Origin of the sequence: Paenibacillus sp. FSL M7-0656, assembly GCF_038003225.1 — a bacterium.
GTDB lineage: Bacteria > Bacillota > Bacilli > Paenibacillales > Paenibacillaceae > Paenibacillus > Paenibacillus amylolyticus.
The window spans coordinates 4,344,097-4,365,540 of record NZ_JBBOOT010000001.1 but is presented as its reverse complement, the minus strand read 5'-3'; the positions used below and the strand labels follow the sequence as shown (position 1 = coordinate 4,365,540).

13 protein-coding genes are annotated in these 21,444 nt (G+C 46.5%); 3 read left to right on the top strand and 10 right to left on the bottom strand.

Features of this window, described 5'->3' with window-relative positions; all coding sequences use genetic code 11:
- The gene (locus tag MHI01_RS19335; RefSeq protein ID WP_036671798.1) at positions 1 to 1,158 is read right to left on the bottom strand and encodes a response regulator; all 1,158 of its coding nucleotides are present in this window, start codon (positions 1,156 to 1,158) and stop codon (positions 1 to 3) included.
- 175 nt (positions 1,159 to 1,333) lie between these two features.
- Here MHI01_RS19335 and MHI01_RS19330 point away from each other — a divergent pair, with 175 nt between their 5' ends.
- Positions 1,334 to 1,831, top strand: a complete 498-nt coding sequence (locus MHI01_RS19330) for a DinB family protein (protein ID WP_100526685.1) — start codon at positions 1,334 to 1,336, stop codon at positions 1,829 to 1,831.
- Positions 1,832 to 2,079: 248 nt separating this feature from the next.
- The gene (locus tag MHI01_RS19325; protein WP_340983867.1) at positions 2,080 to 3,150 is read left to right on the top strand and encodes an SDR family oxidoreductase; all 1,071 of its coding nucleotides are present in this window, start codon (positions 2,080 to 2,082) and stop codon (positions 3,148 to 3,150) included.
- A gap of 60 nt (positions 3,151 to 3,210) precedes the next feature.
- Here the strand turns inward: MHI01_RS19325 and MHI01_RS19320 are convergent, their stop codons facing one another.
- From MHI01_RS19320 to MHI01_RS19285, 8 genes are all read right to left on the bottom strand, one after another.
- Positions 3,211 to 3,585 carry a winged helix-turn-helix transcriptional regulator gene (locus MHI01_RS19320; protein WP_036671801.1) on the bottom strand — a complete coding sequence of 125 codons (375 nt, stop codon included), beginning with the start codon at positions 3,583 to 3,585 and terminating at the stop codon, positions 3,211 to 3,213.
- Between the two features lie 53 nt (positions 3,586 to 3,638).
- Positions 3,639 to 4,589 carry an SMI1/KNR4 family protein gene (locus MHI01_RS19315; RefSeq protein WP_340983866.1) on the bottom strand — a complete coding sequence of 317 codons (951 nt, stop codon included), beginning with the start codon at positions 4,587 to 4,589 and terminating at the stop codon, positions 3,639 to 3,641.
- A gap of 211 nt (positions 4,590 to 4,800) precedes the next feature.
- Complete coding sequence (locus MHI01_RS19310; protein ID WP_339284866.1) at positions 4,801 to 5,310, bottom strand: hypothetical protein; 510 nt, start codon at positions 5,308 to 5,310, stop codon at positions 4,801 to 4,803.
- Between the two features lie 32 nt (positions 5,311 to 5,342).
- A complete protein-coding gene (locus MHI01_RS19305; RefSeq protein ID WP_340031505.1) occupies positions 5,343 to 6,968 on the bottom strand; it encodes a rhamnogalacturonan lyase B N-terminal domain-containing protein in 1,626 nt (541 codons plus the stop codon).
- 352 nt (positions 6,969 to 7,320) lie between these two features.
- A complete protein-coding gene (locus MHI01_RS19300) occupies positions 7,321 to 8,193 on the bottom strand; it encodes an AraC family transcriptional regulator (protein WP_340983865.1) in 873 nt (290 codons plus the stop codon).
- A gap of 169 nt (positions 8,194 to 8,362) precedes the next feature.
- Positions 8,363 to 10,471: a TerD family protein gene (locus MHI01_RS19295; RefSeq protein ID WP_340983863.1), complete on the bottom strand. Its 2,109-nt coding sequence runs from the start codon at positions 10,469 to 10,471 to the stop codon at positions 8,363 to 8,365.
- Between the two features lie 339 nt (positions 10,472 to 10,810).
- A complete protein-coding gene (locus tag MHI01_RS19290) occupies positions 10,811 to 15,067 on the bottom strand; it encodes an S-layer homology domain-containing protein (RefSeq protein WP_340983862.1) in 4,257 nt (1,418 codons plus the stop codon).
- Positions 15,068 to 15,245: 178 nt separating this feature from the next.
- Entirely contained in the window at positions 15,246 to 16,382 is a 1,137-nt protein-coding gene (locus tag MHI01_RS19285) for a response regulator (protein WP_076320146.1), read from the bottom strand.
- A gap of 177 nt (positions 16,383 to 16,559) precedes the next feature.
- Here MHI01_RS19285 and MHI01_RS19280 point away from each other — a divergent pair, with 177 nt between their 5' ends.
- Positions 16,560 to 19,640 carry a hybrid sensor histidine kinase/response regulator gene (locus MHI01_RS19280; RefSeq protein WP_340983861.1) on the top strand — a complete coding sequence of 1,027 codons (3,081 nt, stop codon included), beginning with the start codon at positions 16,560 to 16,562 and terminating at the stop codon, positions 19,638 to 19,640.
- 241 nt (positions 19,641 to 19,881) lie between these two features.
- On the opposite strand, the gene MHI01_RS19275 is transcribed toward MHI01_RS19280, so the two are convergent.
- Positions 19,882 to 21,387 (bottom strand): malate:quinone oxidoreductase, encoded by a 1,506-nt coding sequence (locus MHI01_RS19275; protein WP_076252082.1) that lies wholly within the window; start codon positions 21,385 to 21,387, stop codon positions 19,882 to 19,884.
- Positions 21,388 to 21,444 lie beyond the last annotated feature (57 nt).

Here is a 21,444-nt window from a genome sequence, read left to right as displayed (position 1 = left end):
TTATTTTTTCATGACTTTGGTTAAACCGAGCTTCCAGTCCTGATACCATTCAGTAATATCCTCACTGATCGGTATCTCCAAATCTTGCTCCATTCTGGTGGTTAAGAGACGATACTGCTCCTCCACACCGAGATCGTTGTGCATTTCATCATATAACTTCATTAGCATAAAGTAACTTTCTTCTTCATCCGGAAGCATATGCTGGATACGTTGTGTACTCTCGACCACTTTCTCCGCCAGCCCATGCTGCTGGTAATACAGACTTAGTTGTCTCATATGATATAGCCACAGATAGCGTAATCTTTCCCGCTCAGGTTCAGCCCACATGTATTCATAATTGCCAAGATAGGTACCCTTATATAGATGAAGCGCTTGCTCATAGGCATGAACGGTACTTGCGTCTATGACTTTCCATTGCCTGATTTCCCGTTCCCACTGCTCACTATCCAACTGAGCCTCACCCAATTCGAGTCGATAGCCTGCCTCCAGGTGCCCGCTCTGAATCGTGATCATATCCATATTGCAAGTTTTCAGGGTTTGGCGGACATGATACATTGCAGTGTAGAGTTGATGTGTCGTCTTCTCCTCTTCCATTCCCGGCCACAGAAGCTCCAGCAGAACACTGCGATGGATGACCTGGTTCCGGTGGTGAAGCAAGTATGCAAACAGCTCCTGCGCCTTGCTTGTACGCCATTTGGCCACCTGAACATCCTTGCCTGGAAGCTTAAACTGAATCTGATTAAAACAGCAAATTAAAGGTACGTTTGTATCCTTTGACCGTTGCTCGCGTTTTACGCTCAGTTTCTCTCTTACGCGGCTCACCGTCTGCTTCAATCGATCCTTTTGGATGGGCTTCATCACATAGTCCAAAGCCTGTAATTCGAAAGCATGCACCGCATATTGATCGTAACTGGTCACAAATATAATTTCGGTGCCCGGTGTTGCCGCCTGAATCTGTCTTCCCAGATCCATACCATCCATCTCCGGCATATGAATATCCAGAAATACAACATCAGGACGGTGCTCCACAATACCCGCCACAGCCTCTGTTGGATTCATATATGTAGCGATAATTTCAATGCCGCTTACTTCTTTTTCTAGTGATTTTTGAAGGCCTATCAACGCTAGACGTTCGTCGTCAACCAATATCACTTTCACAGGAGCTTCCTCCTCGACCCTGAGGTCTTGAGATTTATTTTTACTATTATATCATAGGCATTTTAAGTATTTAGCGTTCTTCGTTACCCATTTTTAATTTTTAGCAATTTAATTGTATAATACTAAATAGAAGACAGGTTATCAGATCCGGTCTTGGAAGAGAGGAAGGTACCATATGTCAGATGTTAATCAAAGCTTTGGGCAAGCCCTTGTCAAATCATTAGTGGGGGAACGCGGTCATATCCGCATCGCCCGTGCTCTACCCGATATCGATGTCACACTTGCTACTCGTACGCACGATGCCATGCCATATACGATCTATCAGTTGGTGAAGCACATGCATTATTGGCAGCAATTCATGCTCGAACACTTGGAAGGACGCAAGCCACAGCTCCCTGCTAACGTGAGTGAAAGCTGGCCTGAAGAGAAGGGTCCACAGGACGAAGCGACGTGGAAGGCAGATATTCAGGCATTCTTGGATGGGGTTGATCAAGCCGTAGCCATTGCAGAAACTGCACAATTAGATGATCCACTGCTCTATTTCCCGGGTGAAACTAAAGCAGGACTTCTGCGCAATATCGCCTCCCATAACTCGTATCATCTAGGGGAGATTGTTCTACTGCGTCGCTTCTACGGCGCATGGCCACCTCCAGGTGGCGGGTTCCCGGCGTAAACGATATCTACAACAGATCTATGGAACGAATATACAGACACACCGAAGCTGTGAAAGGACGATTGTTCCTTTTACGGCTTTTTGTGGTTATAGGCAAGTAACATCCAATGAAGTGCAGATTATAACGCTCATATCCTGTACCAGGCTCATATATTACTTCAAAGTACGTATATGACTTTGAGGTGCGTACTTCTCATCCTTCTTTTTCTGACCCACAATATGAACAGAAGAAGAGAGGAGCATGTCCATTGAAACCTGAACAAAACGTTACCCGTCATACCGCACTTGTCATTGGTGCTGGAGGCGTCATTGGAAGAAACCTTATTGATTATCTGATGACACTTCCGCAATGGAATGTCATTGGTGTATCTCGCCGCGGAGGAGAAGATGCCCCCGGTTTACGTTATATATCAGCTGATTTACTGAACGAAGCAGACACACAAGACAAACTGAGTCATTTAACGACGGTTACGCATATTTTCTACGCCGCGTATCAGGATCGCCCAACTTGGGCCGAATTGGTACAGCCCAACCTGGCCATGCTCGTCAATGTGGTGAATACCATCGAACCCATCGCTCCAAATCTCCAACATATTAGCCTAATGCAAGGTTATAAAGTGTACGGTGCACATCTGGGGCCATTCAAAACACCTGCCAAAGAAACGGACGCATATCATATGCCCCCTGAATTTAATGTCGATCAGCAACGGTTTCTCGAGGATCGGCAACCCGGAAGCAGCTGGACCTGGTCAGCCCTGCGCCCATCTGTTGTATGTGGATTTGCCCTGGGTAATCCAATGAACCTTGCCATGGTTATTGGCGTTTATGCTGCTATCTCCAAGGAACTTGGCTTGCCCCTTCGATTCCCTGGGAAACCAGGAGCGTATCATTCTCTTCTTGAAATGACTGATGCAACATTGCTGGCTCATGCAACCGTATGGGCAGCAACCGATCCGAAATGTGCCAATCAGGCATTTAATATCACCAATGGTGATCTGTTTCGCTGGAATGAGCTATGGCCCAAAATCGCTACGTTTTTTGAATTGGAAACAGCACCTCCACTGCCCCTTTCACTTGCAACAGTGATGGCGGATAAAGAAAATCTCTGGAATTCCATGATTGAAAAGTATGGTTTGTTAAACACCCCTTATGACGATGTCTCTTCATGGGCATTTGGTGACTTTGTCTTCTCGTGGGATTATGATTTCTTCGCAGATGGTTCCAAAGCTCGCCGCTTCGGATTCCATGATTTCATTGACACTGAGACTATGTTTATGGATATTTTCAGAAATCTACGTGATCGCAAGATCCTTCCGTAAAGTAAATAAAATGCAAAATAAGCCGATTCCTGAATTCCAGAATCGGCTAATATAAGTCCCTCAACGGTCAGTAGTAGTTGGCGGCTTAAACAGAATTTTTCCTCGATCACCATATACATTCTCCACGTGTATATCGCCCCACCTACACATCAGATGAAGAATCTCTTTAAGACTCCATCCATACGCTGTTAACTCATACTCCACTTTAGGTGGGACCTGGTGATGGGAAATACGGACAATAACCCCCGCCTCCGTTAGTTCACCAAGTTGCTGAGTCAACACTTTCTGAGTGATCGCAGGGATCAGTTTCATCAGCTCACCATTACGTTTCTTGCCAAAGGTAAGATGGAATAGAATAACAGGCTTCCACTTCCCCCCGATTACTTCAAGAAAAGCTTCCACTGCGGTGTTATATACCTTGATCGGTTCCTCCATATCACCTTCTGTCTCCCTTCCACACAACAGTTTAAAGAACCTCTGTCGATTTTTTAGACTTCTGGAGTCATCAGCCCTTGGATAAACGTCTCAAAGTTCGGTGCCAGCGGAATGATCTCTTTGGGATTCTCCCTCTTCACATAAACGACCTCTGGTTCTCCATCATTACCGAATGAACGATAATCGAGCATGACAACCCCCGACTCCGAAGGAGAAACTGCGATGACTACACCAATCTCCGGATAGCCTTCACGTTCAATCAAAGTCCAGCTACCTTGTGCACCGGCTAATGTGCGAGGCTTCTCACGGCCAATGCCCAGTATGCCTTCAATTTCAACATAATCCGTAGCTCCTGTATCTGTATTCGCTACAGGGAAATAACGATTGTACGGAACGCCACCGTTATGTAGCTTCATCATCTCAATGTAGGAGACAGGGAGTCGGAACACCAATTGCTCCTCCACAGAGTCAATGAGACCATCACTTGGCGGATTGGACACATAATGCTCCAGTGCCTGCTCACTATCGTTCCAGAATTTTCCTGATTCCGGTCTGGGAACCGTTGGAAGGGTCGCTGCAACGTCAACGGGTACACGGAATTCTTCACTAGCCTCTGGATCCGTTTCAACTTCAGATTCAGATTCGGATGGCTCCTCCATTTTGCTTCGAATCCATTCCAGAAACTCCAGCGTATCTTCATCCTCAGGCTCCAATTGATCCGCTCTTTCGAACGCTTGCTGGGCATGCGCATATTGCTCCAGATAATAATAAGCCAGTCCAATCCGATAATGCCAAAGTGGGTCGCCTGTGCCCTCTTTAGCAACCGTCAGGAATTGTTCAACCGCTTCTTCATACCTTTCCAGGTTATTTAGCGCTCTTCCCAAATGGTTAACCAGCTCATAATCCCTTTCTTCCACAGGAATTGCTTGAATTGCATCTACAATTTCCTGAAACTCATCTTCTTCATGCCACTCTTGCAATTGAACCAACAGATCGTCTCTCATTCTCTTTTCCTCCCCGTTCATTCACTCATGATTACGTATTGAAAATTATACCACTATCCGGATCACCATCTCCAGCAATGGACTGCCTGCAAATTTAAATCAAATAGGTGTCATCCAAGTTCATTCAGACGACTTGGATGACACCCACTATGTTTGATCATGCAACTCGGACTACTTTACCTAAGAATCATTGGCAGAAAATTAATAATATTTATGTGTCGTCCTCGTTGTTCGGGACTGAATAAGGCCTACTTTCTGGATCACCTGCTGTCTGGACGTACCATTCCGTATACTCTGCTGCACCTGTGTCGGAATCTGATTCCGTCGGTTTACACGTAAACTGATAGGCTGTCACATCATTACCACGAACGGTAATTGTAATCGCCAGTTCCGGATCGCCCCAACTCGGATTTTCGTCCTTATACTCTCCATTGACTACTTCATTTTGAAATGATGGGCTGGTCATGAAATCTCGGGTCTGAACAAACAGACGTCCTACCTCATTTTCTCCCAACTGCTTTTTCACAATGTAGGCAAATTCCACCCGTGGAGTGGAATAACGAATCTTCGTCTCTCGAATTTTCGGAAACTCCTGCTTGATGTTTTGCTTATACGCCTTAATTGAAGCAGATGAAACATTAGAATAGGAAGTACATCCCATTAAGAAAATAATCAACCCTATGAAGACCGGTACCATCCAATATGTTTTATTACGGATCATATCTTCACCTGCTCTTACATTGCATTCGCAATTTAATTCAACAACTCAACACAATCGTAGACCCAACCTGCACTTAACCAGTTACCCAAGTCACTGGAACCACTGATCGGCGTAATCGTGATAGTGTTGGAACCATTGACGAAGTAGGATGCTGGAACATTCCAGCTAAAGGTTGTGTTGTTTCCACGATACGTACCAATGGTGAAGCTACGAGATTTGGGCTGTGAAGATGCAGCAGGATTGGTTAAAGCATGTCCATTAACCGTTACACTCGGTCTGCCATTATTGTAAGCTGCGGTAATACCGATGTTGAGCGTATGAGAAGATGCCGCTTGAGATGCATTCAAATTAAACGTTATTGTGGTTGGAGAATTCTGACCACGGAACTGGATTGCCGGGAATCGATTGGTCGCGCTACCGGTAGCATAGGTGACAGGTCCCCAGCTTGGGTTGCGACTATCGGAAGGGTGACGGATCGGAATCGTCTGTCCATTCAGCAACTCCCGTGGTGTACCATCCCAGTTGCCGATTCGCCAGATGTTAGAGGCTTTACTTGGGTCATTGTTGATCGTACGTGTATTCAGAGTCGTCGTTTGCCCTGCCGTGACATTAACCGTTTCCGTATATACGGCTAGTTCTCCCTTATAAGCTGTCATAGTGTACGTGCCCGGGATCATGCTGTATTTGGCGGCCGCCCCACTTGAAGACGTCCCCACCCAATACTGGGCATTGTTATTGGCGAACCCAATTGTGTATGCATAACCCGTATCCATCCCGGAGAGACCATTAAGCACAACGTTCCCCCGACTGGATACCCAACCCTGCAGATTCAGACCAGACATCCAACTGAAGTCGGGTACACTTGGCGTACCTCCGGTTGTAAAGATCAAAGCGTACGGCCCATGCAGACCCAGGCGCCAATTCTCCGTCTGTGCATGTCCCGAGTTCATATAATTATATACTTCCGTCTCGGTTCCACTTTGGAACTGGATGTCGCGGAAGAATGGACCACCAGAGCTTTTTTCCCGATTGCCGTAGGCCATAAATACACCGACGCCATTACCCGTAACTCCACGAACGGATAAATCTTTGGCCTGATCATTACCATAATATTTGGAGGCACTCTGGCCGTTTGCGAACCCGAACACATCCTGACTTTCAATCGCTCCGGTGTTACCCCGGTTGTTTGAATTCGCCGGAACACCTGTCAACACACTACCATTGCCACGGAAAATGTATCGCAGCTCCCCGATCGAAGGTTGAGCCGTGATATGCGTGGCCATGTATATGATATTCTCCCCACCACGTGAAGCATAATAGTGAGTTAGTGTGCTTGTGGATACCGTGATTAACACCGTTGATCCTGAAGGAGAGGTATTCCACGTCACATTGGCAGATGAGCCCAAACCTGAGCCTATATGTGATCCTCTGTTGCTGTTCAGCTCCGTACCGTTCATTTTGGCTGAGATGATATCCCCATTGGTTTTGTTCACCACATAGACTAATCCTGATCCGGTGTTTACTTCAATTCTGGAGCCGTTATCCGTAACATTAATGGTTGCCGCGTGTCCAGTAGATGCAGGGTATACAACAGCTGTTGCGATCATAACGATGATTAAAAACAAACCAAGCGCCTTTCTCACTATACTTTTGGTCATGAGTAATTCCCTCCTTGGAACTCATTTAATAAAGCGCTTACATTATAATATATAATAACTGACACTTCCGTCTCATATCGATATGTCTGCTATGTGAGCCTGTCCATAATCAATGGAATGTTATGTCTGCGTGCGTATAGAATAGAGTCATCACTTCATGTAAACCTGATCTCGCCACCCCCTTCTTAAATCACTCTTCTAAATACAAGTATTCTTACAATTCCAATAAAATAATACCATTATATTACATATATTTGCAATGAAAACGGCTCGTACATCCGATAGCAAATTCTGAAAACAAAAAACGCAGCTTCAAAAAGCTGCGCCCGCAGATACTAAGCTAGAGACAGTATCATCTCTTCCGAATAGGTATCCATATCTCACTTCTATATTGCTCTACAGTAACATCCTTGTGCTCATTCCATAACATTTCCGGGCCCTCACTCAGCTCATAGTCCGATGAAGGAAACCATTCCGCGTAGATCCGGCCCCACACCTCCTGAAGCGTGCCTGGAAACGGGCCAACGACAGTAAATACAGCCCACGTCGAAGCAGGAACTTCCAGCTGTTCCAGTCCTTCAGGCGTCTCTTTTGTCGTAGCTGCACCAATGTAATGATCCAGTTCTCCCTGTTCCGCCATCCGTCCCTCACTGAAATGGGCTGAAGCACTGATTAAGCCCAGAGGTTGGACGTTTGATGCACCCTTGATCGTATCAATCAATTCCGGTGTGAGACTCTGGTACATCGCAGCGATCTCCGGATTAACCCCGTTGAATACGATTGGCACCCTTTTACGAATACCCACGATTCGAAAAGCCTCTTTGTCTTCAATACGGTAGTTCATTTCGCTTCCTCCTTGAATGGTCAGTTGAAATGTCATCCGTGGGAAGGCTTTAAGAGATGGACCATGGTTTCGCGCTTCGGAGGGCGTAGTGCCATGCATGCTTTGAAAAGCACGCGAGAAAGAATCCGGCGATGTATACCCGTATTTTAGTGCAATATCAATGATTTTGCTGTCACTGTGGCTTAACTCCATGGCTGCAAGTGTCAAGCGGCGACGTCGAATATATTCCGAGAGTGTTACACCACTAAGAAAAGAGAACATGCGTGTAAAATGATACTCCGAACAGCAGGCAATTCGGGAAATCTCCTTCATGTCCACGACATCCATCAGATGCTCCTCAATATAATTCAAGGCTTCATTTAACCGCCTCAGCGTATCCATATCATCCCTCCCACGTTAATTCAAGCTTAGCAAAGTCATTCTCTTTGCATCCGACATTACCTGCACCATTCTGTAGGCTCTTTGCATTTAAACCAGAAAAAAAGAGCAGCATCAGCTACTCTTTTCTAACTTTGATATTCACATATCACCAGTAGTCAAGTCAAACAGGTCAAACCAGATACTCCGCCATAATCTGCTCGATATCATAGGGTGTAATACCTTGATCGACCGAATAGATTGTATCCGCCTGATCTATTGTATCCACCAGTTCTCCTCTAGCTTTGGCGTGGAGCATGAACAAGTCGTGCAGATCGGGTTTGCGTAAATTCGTTAGTGCTTTACCCATCAGCACGATACCTTTCTGATTCCCCTCTACGTTATTGTAGTAGTCCGGATATCTGGTCAGCGCCAGGTCTGTCCAGATGACGGTGCGTTCAACCAGATCCATAATGACGGGGATCGCAATCTGCGTATCCGCGGTAATATCGATTTTGTTCGCTACGGTAGACGGTTCGAAAATCTCGCCAGACCCCGGTTTCTTCCGCATCATCCACCCTACAAAACATTCCGGCAGATCACAATACGGATGACTGGTGAACGAAAGCAGTGTTGCCACCACATATCGTCCACCATAAGCCACGATGGATGGAATATGCAGATCAATAAACTCACTTGCTCCGTTAGGTGCAGTCACGATATCTCCGCTATGGACAGCCTTATAGTTAGAGGATCGCAGATTCGTATAGGAAATATGCTCCACATAGTTCCAGTCCTTATCGTACATCACCGCAGACAAGTCAATGTCCACGCGCCCTGTAGACTTTCCGTCCACGTCCCCCTCTTTCCACCAGTTGAAGAAACGAATGGTATCACCCTCTGCCATCGGCACACGGCTTCCACGAACGATAGTATGCAGAGCCTTGCTCGCCGATCTCTGGGAAAAGGGCACCAGATAATCATGAAGCTGCGGATCGACATAAGTCTTCCCGAGCGGGGCAAGGGCAGCGAAGCGCTCTACCAATGCCTGTTCGCACAATTGCACGACATTCTGACACGTGGCTTCATCGATCTCTGTCAGCTCATTCGGAACAGCAAAAGCTTTGGCTACATTGCCTTTCGGGAAAAAGACACGCAGATCCTGCGGTTCATTACGGTGGGCAAAATGCTGTCTTACCTGCAATAACACCGGGGTAGATACTTGCTCCAGTACCTCACCAAATGCCAGCAGTACATACGCTTCATCTTCGGTCATCCGCAGCAAGTGATCCAGTCTTCTCGCGAATTCACCTGGACGCTTTGACAACAGATCGATCAGACTCCATACATTCCGATATTGGAAGGCAAGCTCCACACTTCCGTTGAAGGTCGAATAAGACTTATTATTACGCAAAATATCAAAGGCTTCTTCGCATCGTGGATACCGAAGCTTATATTCCGAAGGATGCAGAATTTCGCCAAGGCGAATCCAGCGATCTTTATATCGCAGCATATCCTCCGTCATGGAGCCACACTGCTCCAATAATCCGAGCAAAAGGCGTCTCTCGCGGCGTTTGAATTTCCGGAAGGGAGAAGCCGCAGCGAGGCTAACATCACCATCGGACCAGGCAACAGCCAGACGCAGGACATCACTTGCCGTTTTGAAATACGGACCGATCCGGTCGATGTTCGCTTTTTCATGCTTCAACAGCGAGGCGACCACAAAGCCCACATTTTCTTTGAACGGAATCTCAGTGGGTAATAGCGCATCCACGTCTTCCGGGTCTGCATGCTCCAATACCGTGTCGATATCGGCCTTGTCTGTTTCCGAGATGGAACCTTTTGCTTCAATGATCTGACGGATGAGTGTCTGGAATGCTTGCTGGTTTCCCAGTCCAATGACTTTCAAGTCCGTCTTCTCCAGCAAAGGCATTCGCTCCACAGATGGTTGATCCGGATAGACCACAGTCAGGTTGGTCAGATAATGAATAATCGCATTGAGATATAACTCGGCCTCATCCGCTTGCATCACCTGCATCGGGAATCCTGCATACATCGGTGTGTACTTCACATGTGCGCCGACCATGACTCTTAGATCAGCCACGAGTTGAATATATGTTGCTTCAAATTGTTCCTTGGACAGCTGCCGCATCGCCTGCATTAACTCATCCGAGAATGTGTATCCGAGTGCTTCAATATTTTTGAGGACAGTCGCCAGGTGTGTCTCCGGCAACTGTTGCTTCCCTTCGTTTGATTCGATAATGAGTTCGTTTGCTCTGCGCAAATAGATTGTATTGTTCATGATAAAAGAGTCCAGGAAAGCCACATCCCTATATAACGTGAAAGGTTAGGGTTAGAAGGAAGGAATGTGATAGCCTGGACGCCTCCTCTCTGAAATAAAATCTTCAGGAGAGCTGCGACCCTATGATCTCCAATGATTGTAGAAGGAAGGATCGCAATAGCCTGAAGGCCAGCAGTTCAAAGTTTGTCACCCGAACCTCTGGTGAACCCATCATCTCAGATTCCACGATCTGCCAACAGGGCGAAAGTATTACGACATGAATTTAAGAATTTAATAAAAATAGAAAAAAGCCTTTGCCGACCCCCAATGTCAGCAAAGGCTTTTCATTTTAGATTGTGTTTATTGATCAATCAAGTTGGTTACCTTCAACATTCTTGCAATCAATGCAGTGACCTCAGCACGGGTCATCGTGGTCTTCGGACTCAGCACTTCTGGCCCATTACCTTGGATGATCCCCGCTGTAATCAACTGGGCTACATCTTCCTTGGCCCAATTCGATACATCGGCTGCATCACTGTAACGTTCCAGTTCAGAGTTCATCTGATCCGGGCTAATTACCGCTTCCGGCTCAATCAGACGGTAGGCACGAGCAACCATAGCAAATCCTTGCTCACGTGTGATCTCCTGATTACCGTTGAAGTTCCCATTATCGTAACCGCGAACGATACCGAATTCATTTGCAAGGGCTACCGCAGAGCGGAACCATGCGGAATCGTTAACGTCAGGGAATAGATTCTGTGGTGCATCCTGACGCATTAAGCCCAGTCCAAGCACAACAATCTCGGCAAACTCAGAACGAGTAACCTGACGGTTCGGTGAGAATGTGTTATCTCCGTTACCTTGCAGATCTAATCTCGCAGCGATGTTGTTCACATCAGTTTTGCCCCAATGGGATCTGGCATCTTCAAAATCCTGCGGGTTCCAGATAACCGAGTAACTTCCGCTGCTACGCAAGTCATTAATGAGTGCGTAGTAACGACTACTGATCTTAGTGACAACCGTTGGTACATGGAAGATGCTACCGTCCGGATTAATGATTACGCCTGTAGTAATCCGGTTCGGATCGATACCTTCCGGAAGTGCAATATACTTCGGTGCATAACCGTTCAGCTGGCCGGATCGCACGCTCTGTCCATCTTTCGTAAACGTCAGATCCAGATCAACCGGTGTGACAAGTAGCTCGTATCCTTGGGATGCGGCTCTTGTCTCGGCGCTGTCAATCAAAGCATCCGAGGAACGTGCGATATCAACATGGACATCAATATCATTCAACGCTGCATTACCAAGCTGTCTGGACACACCATTCACGTCCATTTTACCGCCAGGTACCGGATAGATTGCCAGCGGATTGCTAATGTTTAGTTTGGAACCTTGATCCACCAATTGTTTCAGTGTATCGAGGGTTAAACCGTCCACCTTCATATCCCCATCATTCGGTGAATGAATGGCGAACTGCTGGCCTGTGCCTTGTGACATGGCAACATTCAGCTTGGCTGGATCAACTTGAACCAATGTTTCTTTGTTGTCAGATGGTTTGGATGTAGCAAATGGTTGATGGTTACCATCCCGAGTTGTTTCCAAATTATCCTTCACGGGTGCCGGAGTTGGCGTTGGTACTGGCGCAGGTGTAGGTGCTGGTGCTGGTGTACTTCCGCCGTTACCTCCCGTATTTCCACCGCCGCCATTGTTGCCTCCACCATTGTTACCATTGTCACTGGATGCTCTAGTCACGTTGATTTTATACGCCGTAACATTTCCAAGTGAATCGGTTACTCTAACAACGATCTTATTCCCACCGACTTGAAGCGGTAGATTCTCACTTACACTGCCACTTGAAACCTCGTTCCATTCTCCATCTCCAACAGCTATTTCAATCTTCGCATGTGGATCAAGTGCCGTTGGCGTGAGCTGGAATTGATATACGCTATTCGGCACAGAGATGGTGTACGTGTCTTTCGCCGGATCAAAAGCCGGAGACAAGCTTCCCACGGAAGGAACCAGCGTCTGCAAAGTAGATGCATCTGTACCAATTACTTTGGTAAGTCCCGTTCTTGCATCAGTCAGATCCAAAAGTGCCTTGTCTACCTGCGCTTGGGTCGCTGTCAGATCATTAAGCACTCGATTTGCTTCATTCATCGCATCTTTGAGTGCTTCCCAGCTCGCTGGTGTGTACGCTGACTCTTCCAGGCTTTCACCTGTAATTTCAGTTACTTTCGCTTGCAAAACTGATTTATCTACAACGGGTACAGATGTTGTAGGGATTAGGCCCGTTCTTGCATCTGTCAGATCCTGAAGTGCCTTATCTACCTGCGCTTGAGTCGCTGTCGGTTCATTCAACACTCGCTCTGCTTCATTCATCGCATCTTTGAGTGTTACCCAGCTCGCTGGCGTGTAAGCTGACTCTTCCAGGCTTTCACCTGTAATTTCAGTTACTTTCGCTTGCAAAACTGATTTATCTACAACGGGTACAGATGTTGTAGGGATTAGGCCCGTTCTTGCATCTGTCAGATCCTGAAGTGCCTTATCTACCTGCGCTTGAGTCGCTGTCGGTTCATTCAACACTCGCTCTGCTTCATTCATCGCATCTTTGAGTGTTACCCAGCTCGCTGGCGTGTAAGCTGATTCTTCCAGGCTTTCACCTGTAATTTCAGTTACTTTCGCTTGCAAAACTGATTTATCTACAACGGGTACAGATGTTGTAGGGATTAGGCCCGTTCTTGCATCAGTCAGATCCAAAAGCGCCTTGTCTACCTGCGCTTGAGTCGCTGTCGGTTCATTCAACACTCGCTCTGCTTCATTCATTGCATTATCCAGTGCTGTCCAGCTCGCTGGTGTGTACTCCTCTTCGTCCAGTTCGCCTGTTTCGATCTTATCCTTAATCTCATCGGCTTTGGCTTTCAACTTCGCTTTATCAATAACAACATAACTTTTCGTATTTGATGCTTCTGAATCTGCATAGGCTGGACTGTCCGTCTTCGCTGTTACTGTCACTTTGTAGGTGCCAACTTCTAGCGATGGTACCAATTGCGACAGGTTAAGCGCCTTTTCGGTTACTTCCACCGTCCGCTTCCTGCCGTCTTCCAGTTCAATCGTTACTTCATATTTATCTGCATGCTCAACTGCTTCCCATTTCAACTCATCGTCGATCAGTGTGATGTCTGGCGCCGTCAAAGGAGCAGCAACTTCTGCTATCGTAAAGTATGAATTCAGACCAAAATTGGAGGTATTTATGCTTACTTGGCCATTTTCAATTAAATAGAACGATTTTGGAGCATCAAATTTTGCATCATCACTAATTACTAGATATCGAGGCAACTCCGTCGAGCCACCTTTTTTGTCTAGTTGAAGTGTAATCTGTGTTTCAGTCCAGTTTAATTTCTGTATTTTGTAGATACGCTTCATCATAAGCAGTTTTTCTTTATCATTAGTAATCGGTGTTACGAAATCGGTATTTTTCTCCCCATTGTCACCGAATGTAAAGAAAGAAGAATTTTCTGTTATTTTATTTTCATTAGCAGAATTCGTATCCTCGATACTGTTGCCTAATGCAATCGTCAATATCGAATCTTCTTCCTGCGCTTTGGCTTGTTTCTGCATCAATCCGCTCTGATCATCTCGACCGATGCTTGTAATCCGATGGGTATAGACTTCGTTCTCCTGGGCATCCCAGATCGTAGCCATGTTTGAATCGACATATGAATTTGCTGTCGTCTGATCAAGCGTATAGCCGTATTTGATCGCCAAATATGTGCTGACTTTTTGGCGTTCTGCGTCCGTCAGCGCATGGTCAAATACGATGATTTCTTCAATCGTACCCTGCCAATATCCACTATTCTCCACAGTTGCCGGAATTAGCTTACCAACTAAAGCTCCGTCCGAGTTACCAGTATTCCATGCCTTAGCATTATCTTTTCCCCAACCACCCAGTTCCTGTACCTGCTCCATTTTACTGTACAATCTAGCTATATTCGTTCCAGTGTCCCCACCTGTCCAAGTAACAAATAGCTCGGTCGGGAATGTCGTTCCCATAAACTTGTCGGGAGTGTATAAAGTCTGATTACTGTCACTGTTAAATGTCGTCAAGCCGCCCCTTGCGTCAACTTGAAGCATCCCCATACCCGTATAAGCATTCGTTGTTTGTACTCCCCATGAAATAATATAATTGAGGCCTCCCGTTTTATTGGTTTTGCTAACGGTAATGATCGATCTGGGGCTCTTCCCTTGAGGAAGCTTACTTACATCCAGATTCATAAAACTACTCGTGCCGTTATATTCCAATACCGGATTGAAATTGATATTATGATTTTTATCATCCCAATAGGTCGGTTGATTAGCTTCCGTACTTTGGGTTGCGTTGTTTATTTTACTGCCTTGATCTTCCCAGATACTCACCTTTTCGCCGCTGGCAACTCCGCTTACCCGCTCTGGTCGTAGCCATAGTGAAGGGGATCCAACTCCGCCCGGACCAACAGGAGTCTGGTTAGTCGCATCCGCTTGAGCCAAACTCATGGGCAACGTTCCAATCGCCAGAATAAAGGAAAGAACTAGCATGGACATTCTTTGCCATGGTTTCTTCCGGATTTTTGCTGTGTACATAGTTTCCTCCTACTTAATATGTTATTTTTGGACTGCTTACTGACTCAAAACATCATATCTACCCTCATCTTGCTTATTCTACACATAGCCTCTTACCAAACTCTTACCAGACTCCTCGCTAACAAATACAACAAAAAAACAGCCTTGCAAATGAAGCTGCAAGGCTGTATATTTCCAATTAACTATTCGAATTTTTCCATTGTTGGTACCATAACTCAACTTCTAGGCCAGGACGTATACCTGCCTCTTGTTCTAAAGCGATAACCAACTGATTATATTGAGCGACCACAGGATCTTTATTGCCTAATCGATCGTAGGTCTTCATTAAGGCCAGTCCGACTTCCTCCAATGATGGTTCGAATTGCTGTACCCGGTAATATAGCGTTAGTGCTTCCGTATTCTGCCCTAGATCAATGTAATATTGTGCGAGTTGCATGGCATGGTTACGCCAGAGTGCATGCAATCGCTGGCGCTCCAACTCAGCCCATACATAATCGTCCTCGCCATAATATTTGCCTTCATATTGATCTGAGGTCTGCCGATGTTCAGTTATTGTAGACGAAGATAATAGAGGCAATCGGTTAAGACGGCTCTCCCATTCTTCCGCATCAATCCTGAATTCACCCGTTTCCAATAGATAACCAAACTGTTGATAACGAATGACCATCTTGTCCTCACCCATGAATTCGTTCATCATGCTGCGTAAGCGATGGATCCCACTGTGCAGATTGGATATACCTCTCCGCTCATCCAACTCTGGCCACAACAGTTCAAGTAGCGTATCCCGTTTAATCGGTTTGTTCCGATGGTGGAGCAAATAGGCGAATAACTCTCTAATCTTGGTTGTTCTGAACTTCATATGTTTTGGTGGCTCATTTGGGTGCACTTGGACTTGGAGCATCCCCAGACAACGGATCAACATGGATGGCCCTTCTGTTATATTCAGACTTGCTGACACCGTTCGGCGTTGATACATCTTCATCGTTTTTTCCAAACGGTCACGCGTTACAGGCTTCATAATATAGTCCAGCACTTCAAGCCCATAGGCTGTCAGTGCATGTTCGTTATATGCGGTTGTGAAAATAACTTCTGTTCCAGGAGAAACCTCATGGATACGTTCGGTCGCCTCGATCCCGTTCATCCCCGGCATTTGAACGTCCATGAAGACGATTTCCGGCAGATGAATTTCGATCTGATCTATGGCTTCCTGTGCCGTCAGAAAAGAGCCGATAACTTCGCAATCCTCTCTCTCTTGCAACAGTTTGTTCAACCTGCTCAGAGCGAGATATTCATCATCTACCAAAATCACTCTCATATGCACAACTCCTCTGGCTCACTGATCACCCTTTAATCTATAATTTTACCATAAATCCTGACGTGGGACCGCTATCATTTAAATATAGAATCTATGTTCCGGTATTCAAAAAAATGTTCATCTTTGGCAGAGGGCATGCAGGAATTTGAAGTAAACTGTCGAAAACTAAAGTCTGCCATGAAACCAATAACCTATAAAAAGATACCCCGATATGTAGTGCTGTCGATTCTATTCCTGACTATTTTGCTTGGCTTTCGCTGGATATGGTCCGAGACTTTCACTATACCCGCACATCCTGAACCCATTGAAGGCTTGTTAGACCTTCGAGGCTGGGACCTCGCCAACACTTCACCCATATCCCTGGATGGAGAATGGGAGTTTTATCCCCAGACGTTAATCTCTAATCGTGACGCGAAAATAGCGGATAACCCCTCCACACCGATTCAAGTTCCCGGTGACTGGCGTGATGCATTACCACAATCCTCATCGTCGTTTGGATATGGGACATACCATCTTCGCATACTTTTAGATCCATCTGTGGAGGAAGTCTCTCTCTGGGCTCAGAAAATCCAGACATCATCGATTATCGAGATGAACGGGACCATTGTTGCCGAATTCGGCCAACCTGCCACTCATGCCGAAGCCTATCGACCAGAAAGGACTGCATTTACAACTTCCTATGTGCTTGACGGTTCTACCGAACTCAATCTTTCGGTGCAGACAGCCAATTTTGACGATCCTTATAGCGGAGGGATCACACGCTCTCTCTATTTTGGTTCTCCAGAAGCCATTGGAAGTGAACGAGGACTATCCATTGACTTGCAAAAGATTACATTCGCTATACTGCTTTTGCACAGCCTATACGCTTTTGTCATGTTTCTATTTATCCGAAAGGAACGAGCTCTTCTGACGTTCTCGATGCTAACACTGGTAGCTGCCCTAACGGTCGCTTCCGACCATGACAATCTGTTATTAAGTTGGATTCCACTCAACTTCACTTGGATCGTTAAGGCCAAAGCGTTGTCCTATCCGTTGTTCGCATTCTTTCTTTTACAAATGGCTAAAAGCTTCTCCCATAGTCTACAATGGCGTAAACTGTTCCGCATCTATGCCAGCGTGCTTGGCGTTTACTGTTTATTTTTGCTCGTCGCACCAGTGACCCTGATCTATCATGTACTTGAGATTGGGCTCTCTGATTTCCTTTATCTGTTTGCCATCGGCTGGTCTGTGTACCTATTCTTCCGAATGGCAGCCGAGAAACGAAGGGACGCAAGCTTTTTGCTCTTTGCGGCTACTAGCAGCCTATCAAGCGTGTTATGGGGAATTGTGAACTCACATAGCGAAATTACCAACGTGTATTATCCGATCGATGTGATTGCGGCCATGTTTGGCTTCTCCGCCTATTGGTTCAGAAAATACTTCCGCAATTCAAGTGAGATCGAGAAGTTGTACGAACAGCTCAAAGAAGAGGATCGCCAGAAGGATCAGTTTCTTGTGAATACGGCTCATGAATTGCGTACACCACTGCACGGGATCATCAATATCGCCGAGAGCATCGCGGTTCGTGAACGTCGTAAATCAGGTGGGCAGCAGGCAGAAGACATGAAGCTGTTAGTTACCATCGGCCGACGCATGTCCCAACTGGTGGATGACCTCCTTGATGTCATTCGTTTGAAGGAAAAACGTATTACGCTTCAGAAGAAACCTTTATCTCTTGCATCTGTCATTCCAGGCGTGATCGGTATGTTCCGATTCATGGCAGAGGGGAAGCCCATCCATATGCAGGTGGATATTCCAGAATCACTGCCGTTGATTCAAGCCGATGAGAGAAGACTTGTTCAGGTGCTCTACAACCTGTTGCATAATGCGCTCAAATTTACCGATGAGGGTACCATTACCGTGTCCGTTCGGGAACATGGAGAGTACGTCTTGATTCAAGTTTCAGATACAGGTGTTGGTATGAGTGAGGAGATACAACAGCGAATATTCGAGGCGTATGAACAAGGGACCCCAGAGGCCCGTTTAAGCGGAGGAATCGGCCTCGGTCTCAATATCAGCAGGCAGCTCACCGAACTCCATGGCGGCCAACTCACCGTGCAATCCGTACCTGGGCAAGGATCGACCTTCCAGATCTCGCTTCCACGGGAAGACACCGCATCGTTATCGGACCAGACTGAGCAGCAATGGGATGCTCACAGCTTCGATGAAATTGCGATTGCAGAGCCACAGCAGCAGACCGTCTCTCAAGATAAGACTGCCGCAAGAATTCTTGCCGTCGATGATGATCCTGTAAACCTGCGAGTACTGATCTCCATGCTGGCGAATGAACCGTATCATATTCAACCCGCGGCCTCGGCGCTTGAGGCACTTGAATTATTGGATAAGGAGCCTTGGGACTTACTGATTGCCGATGTCATGATGCCTCATATGTCCGGTTATGAACTGACCGAGAACGTACGCAAGCGTTATTCGGTATCCGAGCTTCCCATCCTGTTGCTGACAGCCCGTAACGAGCCAGCGGATGTATACGCCGGATTCATGGCCGGTGCTACGGACTATGTCACCAAGCCCGTGGATGCCGTTGAATTAAGGCATCGCATCGGGTCTCTGATCGTACTGAAACAATCCATTGATGAGCGACTGCGCATGGAGGCTGCTTACTTACAAGCACAGATTCAGCCCCATTTTCTTTTTAATACGCTCAATTCAATCATGGTTCTTAGTGAGATGGACACGGAGCGAATGCAGAAACTGGGCGATGCTTTTATCGAGTACCTTCAGACCAGTTTTCATTTTGTTAATTCGGAGAAAATGGTTGAGGTCACTCATGAGTTGGATCTCTCCCGCGCCTATCTCTACATTGAGAAAGAACGATTCATGCATCGGTTGAACGTCATCTGGGATATTCCCGATGATCTTGATCTATCCCTGCCGCCACTCACCATTCAACCGCTCATTGAGAATGCTGTTCGACATGGTATTCTCAGCAAAGTTGAGGGTGGAACCGTGCATATCCGAATCATCAACCAAACAGCGTCCACCTTGATTGAGATCGAAGATGACGGTGTGGGGATGCAGCCCGAGCAGATCGAACGGGCACTAGCGTGGCCCAAGAAAGGTCCCGGTGGAACTGGAGGCATTGGATTAACCAATACACATCGCCGGTTGACCCAGATGTACGGACAAGGTTTGACCATCGTCAGCTCGCCGGGCCAAGGTACGAAAGTTTCCTTTGTCATCCCTTTGGACCGCAGTTGAGAGCCTGAGCATTAAGATCGTTCTATAACTCTACAGCGGCATATTATTCGATCCATATCCGTTTGCTCTGTGTAAGGTCTACGGGGAGCGCTGTGATAGCGGATATGTTCAAGTTCAATTTCAAGCTCAAGTTCAGGTTCTGACATACCAAATAAACCAAAAGAGAGCTAAGCACGGGTTTCGACCCGGCTTAGCTCTCTTTTCTATGACTTCATTATGATCTAACACAATAAGCTAAACGTTATACGTGCAGGACATGTTTTTCATCCGATAATCCCAGTGCCTTGGCTGTTGAAGAATGAACCTCTTTGAGAAGATCCAAGTTCTCCACAAGGGATATGCCGTAGGAAGGAATCATTTCCTTGATCTTTGGCTCCCATGCCTCCATATGCTGCGGGAAGCACCGCTGAAGAATCTCAAGCATGACCTGAACGGCAGTGGATGCACCCGGTGATGCACCTAACAGAGCCGCAATCGTTCCATCTGCAGACGTGACCACTTCCGTACCAAATTGGAGCGTACCCTTGCCACCCTGAACGGTATCCTTGATCACCTGCACACGCTGCCCCGCCAGAACCATATCCCAATCCTCGCTCTTCGCACCCGGAACAAAGTCACGCAATTCTGCCATACGTTGTTCTTTGGATAACATCAGTTGTTGGATCAGGTACTTGGTCAAAGAGATTTCTTTGACACCTGCTGCGAGCATCGTAAGCAGATTATGCATCTTAACAGACGTGATTAAGTCGGCATTGGAACCCGTCTTCAGGAACTTCGGCGAGAACCCAGCAAACGGTCCGAACAGCAGTGATTTTTTATTGTCGATAAAACGAGTATCCAGATGTGGAACCGACATCGGCGGAGCTCCTACCGAAGCTTTGCCATATACTTTGGCGTGATGCTGTTCCACGACTTTTTGATTTTTGCACACCATAAAGATCCCACTGACCGGGAATCCGCCGATATGTTTACCTTCCGGAATGCCCGTCTTCTGGAGCAAATGCAGACTTCCGCCGCCCGCGCCGATGAAGACGAATTTTGCCTTATGGCGTTCGACTGCACCACTCTTCAGGTTTTTCACGGATAATTCCCATTGTCCATCGCTGGTGCGTTTCATATTCTTCACGCTATGTTGGTAGTGGACGCCCACTTGTTGTTCCTTCAAATGTTTGATCAGCATACGCGTTAAAGCACCAAAGTTAACGTCCGTACCGGAGTCAATTTTGGTCGCTGCAACAGGTTCATTACTGGTACGATCTTTCATCATCAGCGGCATCCATTTCGCCAGCTCTTTCTTGTCATCCGAGAATTCCATGCCTGCGAACAGCGGGTGATTCGACAAGGAGTCATAACGTCTTTTCAAAAACTGGACATTGCTCTCTCCGTGTACATAACTCAAATGGGGAATCGGCATAATGAAGTCCCGCGGATTACGAATCAGACGGCTATTGACGAGATAGGACCAAAATTGCTTTGAGATCTGAAATTGTTCATTCACTTTAATCGCTTTGCTAATATCTACGGTTCCGTCTGGTCGTTCAACGGTATAGTTAAGTTCGCACAATGCAGCATGCCCGGTTCCGGCATTATTCCATTCGTTGGAGCTTTCCTCTCCTGCAGTGGCTAGCTTTTCGAAAACCTTAATATTCCAGTCTGGTGCCAATTCTTTTAGCAAAGTTCCCAAAGTTGCACTCATAATTCCGGCACCAATCAAGATAACATCTGTACTCGTTTGTCCCTGGCTCATGTCTACCGTCCTTATATCCTATATTTGCCAAAAGGATGTAAGCGTTATCGATTTGGC

Excerpts from the sequence above, each read along its gene's own strand:
- MHI01_RS19315 (WP_340983866.1), bottom strand. The coding sequence starts at position 4,589 with ATGAGAGACGATCTGTTGGTTCAATTGCAAGAGTGGCATGAAGAAGAT.
- MHI01_RS19330 (WP_100526685.1), top strand. The coding sequence starts at position 1,334 with ATGTCAGATGTTAATCAAAGCTTTGGGCAAGCCCTTGTCAAATCATTA.
- MHI01_RS19320 (WP_036671801.1), bottom strand. The coding sequence starts at position 3,585 with ATGGAGGAACCGATCAAGGTATATAACACCGCAGTGGAAGCTTTTCTT.
- MHI01_RS19300 (WP_340983865.1), bottom strand. The coding sequence starts at position 8,193 with ATGGATACGCTGAGGCGGTTAAATGAAGCCTTGAATTATATTGAGGAG.
- MHI01_RS19275 (WP_076252082.1), bottom strand. The coding sequence starts at position 21,387 with ATGAGCCAGGGACAAACGAGTACAGATGTTATCTTGATTGGTGCCGGA.
- MHI01_RS19285 (WP_076320146.1), bottom strand. The coding sequence starts at position 16,382 with ATGAGAGTGATTTTGGTAGATGATGAATATCTCGCTCTGAGCAGGTTG.
- MHI01_RS19310 (WP_339284866.1), bottom strand. The coding sequence starts at position 5,310 with ATGATCCGTAATAAAACATATTGGATGGTACCGGTCTTCATAGGGTTG.
- MHI01_RS19280 (WP_340983861.1), top strand. The coding sequence starts at position 16,560 with ATGAAACCAATAACCTATAAAAAGATACCCCGATATGTAGTGCTGTCG.
- MHI01_RS19305 (WP_340031505.1), bottom strand. The coding sequence starts at position 6,968 with ATGACCAAAAGTATAGTGAGAAAGGCGCTTGGTTTGTTTTTAATCATC.
- MHI01_RS19295 (WP_340983863.1), bottom strand. The coding sequence starts at position 10,471 with ATGAACAATACAATCTATTTGCGCAGAGCAAACGAACTCATTATCGAA.
- MHI01_RS19290 (WP_340983862.1), bottom strand. The coding sequence starts at position 15,067 with ATGTACACAGCAAAAATCCGGAAGAAACCATGGCAAAGAATGTCCATG.